The sequence below is a fragment of the Shigella sp. FJ200513 genome, from assembly GCF_040495915.1.
Classification (GTDB): Bacteria; Pseudomonadota; Gammaproteobacteria; order Enterobacterales; family Enterobacteriaceae; genus ECMA0423.
In genome coordinates, this window is record NZ_JBDYCV010000290.1 from 1 (window position 1) to 455 (window position 455).

Genomic DNA, 455 nt, shown 5'->3' on the forward strand with positions numbered 1-455 from the left:
TGACTCAGGAAGCGCTCAGACGGATAGCAGAGTTATACGACATAGAAGCGGAGATACGTGGCAGTCCGGCAGAGGAACGGCTTGCAGTCAGAAAAGCCAGAAGCGTCCAGTTGATGCAGTCGTTGTACGACTGGATACAGTTGCAGAGGAAAACGCTGTCGAAACATGCGGAGATGGCGAAGGCGTTCGACTATATCCTGAATCACTGGAATGCGCTGAACGAGTTCTGTCGTGACGGCCGGGTGGAAATAGACAACAACATCGGTGAAAACGCGTTACGATCGGTGGCGGTTGGAAGAAAAAATTATCTCTTTTTCGGCTCAGACAAGGGAGGAGAAAGTGCGGCGATCATCTACAGTCTGCTGGTCACCTGCAAACAGAACGAAGTGGAGCCGGAGGACTGGTTGCGCGAAGTGATCGAGAAGCTCAATGACTGGCCGTCGAACCAAGTGCAT

The 455-nt window shown here is 52.1% G+C and carries 1 protein-coding gene; it reads left to right on the forward strand.

Annotation, left to right across the window (positions count from 1 at the left end; all coding sequences use genetic code 11):
• On the forward strand, positions 1-455 hold a 455-nt coding region (locus ABZJ92_RS22290; protein ID WP_353745636.1), incomplete at both ends, for an IS66 family transposase.